The 4,060-nt window shown below is 47.4% G+C and carries 2 tRNA genes and 2 rRNA genes; all 4 read right to left on the bottom strand.

The window, feature by feature from the left end:
* Positions 1 to 1,787, bottom strand: a 23S ribosomal RNA gene (locus I2E21_RS12050); the annotation flags it as partial.
* 296 nt (positions 1,788 to 2,083) lie between these two features.
* Positions 2,084 to 2,160, bottom strand: a tRNA-Ile gene (locus I2E21_RS12045).
* A 35-nt stretch (positions 2,161 to 2,195) separates the two neighbouring features.
* A tRNA-Ala gene (locus tag I2E21_RS12040) sits at positions 2,196 to 2,271 on the bottom strand.
* 107 nt (positions 2,272 to 2,378) lie between these two features.
* Positions 2,379 to 3,910: ribosomal RNA gene (locus I2E21_RS12035) — 16S ribosomal RNA — on the bottom strand.
* Positions 3,911 to 4,060 lie beyond the last annotated feature (150 nt).

Raw genomic sequence — 4,060 nt, 5'->3', positions numbered from 1 at the left:
CTTCCGGCACCGGGCAGGTGTCAGCCCCTATACTTCATCTTTCGATTTGGCAGAGACCTGTGTTTTTGCTAAACAGTCGCCTGGGCCTATTCTCTGCGGCTCTTTCGAGCACTCCTTATTCCGAAGTTACGGAGTCAATTTGCCGAGTTCCTTAACTACCCTTCTCCCGCTGGCCTTAGAATTCTCTTCCTGTCCACCTGTGTCGGTTTGCGGTACGGGCGTCTACTTCTATTCACAAAGCTTTTCTCGCCATACGCCACATTTACTTCCCTACTCTAATTTCAGTCCCTTGCGCCCGGGTCAACCATCGCCCAGGTTAAACGCTTTGTATGTGTCCCTTTGTTTAAATTGTAGACGGTAACGGAATATCAACCGTTTGTGCATCGGCTACGCCTTTCGGCCTGACCTTAGCTCCCGACTTACTTGGAGCGGACGAACCTTCCTCCAAAAACCTTAGACTTTCGGCCATTAAGATTCTCACTTAATTCTCGCTACTTATTCCGGCATTCTCACTTCTGTACAGTCCACCGCCGCTTTCGCTACGACTTCACTCCGTACAGAACGCTCTCCTACCATACCTTGCGGTATCCTAAGCTTCGGTGTATAGTTTAGCCCCGTTAAATTTTCGGCGCAGAATCACTCGACCAGTGAGCTATTACGCACTCTTTTAATGAGTGGCTGCTTCTAAGCCAACATCCTGGTTGTCTATGCAATTCCACATCCTTTTCCACTTAACTATACTTTGGGACCTTAGCTGTAGGTCTGGGCTGTTTCCCTTTTGACAATGAAACTTATCTCCCACTGTCTGACTCCTGGAAAACGATTATCTGGCATTCTTAGTTTGATAAGGTTCAGTAACCTCTCGGCCCCTAGCCAATTCAGTGCTTTACCTCCAGTAATCTATTCCAAGGCTAGCCCTAAAGCTATTTCGGAGAGAACCAGCTATCTCCGGGTTCGATTGGAATTTCTCCGCTACCCACACCTCATCCGCTACCATTTCAACGGGAGTCGGTTCGGCCCTCCATGAAGTTTTACCTGCACTTCAGCCTGGACATGGGTAGGTCACCCGGTTTCGGGTCGAATACAACTGACTTCATGCGCCCTTTTCAGACTCGCTCTCGCTACGGCTTCACACCTTAAGTGCTTAACCTTGCCAGTTACATTCACTCGCCGGACCATTCTACAAAAGGTACCCGATCGTTCGTTGATGAACTTTCGGTGCTTGTAAACACAAGGTTTCAGGTTCTCTTTCACTCCCCTTCCGGGGTGCTTTTCACCTTTCCTTCACAGTACTTCTTCTCTATCGGTCACCGAGTAGTATTTAGGCTTGGAGGATGGTCCCCCCGTATTCCCACCGGGTTTCACGTGTCCGGCGGTACTCTGGATACAGTCTGATGTCTTAACTTTTCGCCTACAGGATTTTCACCTTCTTTGATTGCCCTTCCCATGACATTCGGCTAAATCTCGACAATTCATTATACTGTCCGAACCCCTAACATATTACTACATTAGGTTTGGCCTCTTCCGCGTTCGCTCGCCACTACTTACGGAATCTCAGTTGATTTCTCTTCCTCGCCCTACTTAGATGTTTCAGTTCAGGCGGTTCCCCTCATATACCTATGTATTCAGTATATGATGATTAGACTTTCCTCTAATCGGATTGCTCCATTCGGAAATCTACGGATATAACGCTCACTTACAGCTCCCCGTAGCTTATCGCAGTTAGTCACGTCCTTCTTCGGCTCTCGGTGCCAAGGCATTCCCCTTGTGCTCTTTGTAGCTTGACCATATGAGATATCTTTTGGTTCTTCTTTGTAATGTAAATTACTCTTTTTTCGCAGTTTAATAAGCCATTAGTTTTTAACTAATCTTTTATTACCCTTTAAGCTAATTGTAGTATTTATTACCTTCGTTTAACGCTTTCTCTTATTTGAGTTTGTCAAGTTTCATTCTCTTCGCTATTCTTTAAAGGCTTCGAGATTCAACTCTTCTTGTTAAAACCTGTCAATAATTACTTTTCTCGCTTTATCTGCTATACTTTATTCAGTTTTCAAGGTACTTTCTTTGAGTACTTTCGTACTCTTGGTGGGCTTAAGTGGACTCGAACCACCGACCTCACGCTTATCAGGCGTGCGCTCTAACCGGCTGAGCTATAAGCCCATATTTCCGGCTTTTCGGTTATTCCCTCAAGCCTTTGGTGGAGATAAGCGGGATCGAACCGCTGACCCCCTGCTTGCAAAGCAGGTGCTCTCCCAGCTGAGCTATACCCCCGTATATCTCGGGCAGGACCCTGAAAATTAAACAACGATTAAATAAATTTTTCCGTAACTGACCTTGGATGTTATATCAGCTTGTTTCATCTGATAAATTCTCCATAGAAAGGAGGTGATCCAGCCGCACCTTCCGATACGGCTACCTTGTTACGACTTCACCCCAGTCGCCAATCCTACCTTCGGCAGCGTCCTCCTTGCGGTTAGACTACTGACTTCGGGTATTACCGGCTCCCATGGTGTGACGGGCGGTGTGTACAAGGCCCGGGAACGTATTCACCGCAGCATGCTGATCTGCGATTACTAGCAATTCCATCTTCATACAGGCGGGTTGCAGCCTGCAATCTGAACTGAGAACATTTTTAGGGGTTTGCTCCACATCGCTGTTTTGCTTCCCTCTGTTTATGTCCATTGTAGTACGTGTGTAGCCCAGGTCATAAGGGGCATGATGATTTGACGTCGTCCCCACCTTCCTCCGTTTTGTCAACGGCAGTCCTATTAGAGTGCTCTTGCGTAGCAACTAATAGCAAGGGTTGCGCTCGTTGCGGGACTTAACCCAACATCTCACGACACGAGCTGACGACAACCATGCACCACCTGTCTCTACTTTCCCCGAAGGGCACCTAACATATCTCTATCTCGTTAGTAGGATGTCAAGACCTGGTAAGGTTCTTCGCGTTGCTTCGAATTAAACCACATACTCCACTGCTTGTGCGGGCCCCCGTCAATTCCTTTGAGTTTCAACCTTGCGGCCGTACTCCCCAGGTGGATTACTTATTGTGTTAACTCCGGCACGGAAGGGGTCAGACCCCCCACACCTAGTAATCATCGTTTACAGCGTGGACTACCAGGGTATCTAATCCTGTTTGCTACCCACGCTTTCGTGCCTCAGCGTCAGTTAAAGCCCAGCAGGCCGCCTTCGCCACTGGTGTTCCTCCCCATCTCTACGCATTTCACCGCTACACGGGGAATTCCGCCTGCCTCTACTTCACTCAAGCTCTGCAGTTTCAAATGCAGGCTATGGGTTGAGCCCATAGATTTCACATCTGACTTGCAAAGCCGCCTACGCACCCTTTACACCCAGTAAATCCGGACAACGCTTGCTCCCTACGTATTACCGCGGCTGCTGGCACGTAGTTAGCCGGAGCTTATTCATTAAGTACCGTCACTTTCTTCGTCCTTAATAAAAGAAGTTTACAATCCGAAGACCTTCATCCTTCACGCGGCGTTGCTGCGTCAGGGTTTCCCCCATTGCGCAATATCCCCCACTGCTGCCTCCCGTAGGAGTCTGGGCCGTGTCTCAGTCCCAATGTGGCCGTTCAACCTCTCAGTCCGGCTACCGATCGCAGTCTTGGTGAGCCATTACCTCACCAACTAACTAATCGGACGCGAGTCCATCTCTAAGCGATAAATCTTTGATATATCTACCATGCGATAAATATATGTTATGCAGTATTAGCATTCTTTTCAGAATGTTATTCCCCTCTTAGAGGCAGGTTACTCACGCGTTACTCACCCGTCCGCCACTAAACTTAATCAAATTCATTCCGAAGAAATCTTTTAAAAAAGTTCCGTTCGACTTGCATGTGTTAGGCACGCCGCCAGCGTTCGTCCTGAGCCAGGATCAAACTCTCTAAAATTTGTATATTAAGCTTTCGCTTACTATCAATTTTAGAGCTTTAATCGCTCATTCCGAATACTAACGTATCCGTAATTTCTGATGCTTTGTTGTGTGCATCTCACTGTAAATCTTTGAGTATCCTCAAAGTATTACGGGTTCCTTTATCTTT

Origin of the sequence: Ruminococcus sp. BSD2780120874_150323_B10 (assembly GCF_015553695.1) — a bacterium.
Taxonomy (GTDB): Bacteria; Bacillota; Clostridia; order Oscillospirales; family Acutalibacteraceae; genus Ruminococcoides; species Ruminococcoides intestinale_A.
This window is presented reverse-complemented; position numbering and strand designations above follow the sequence as displayed.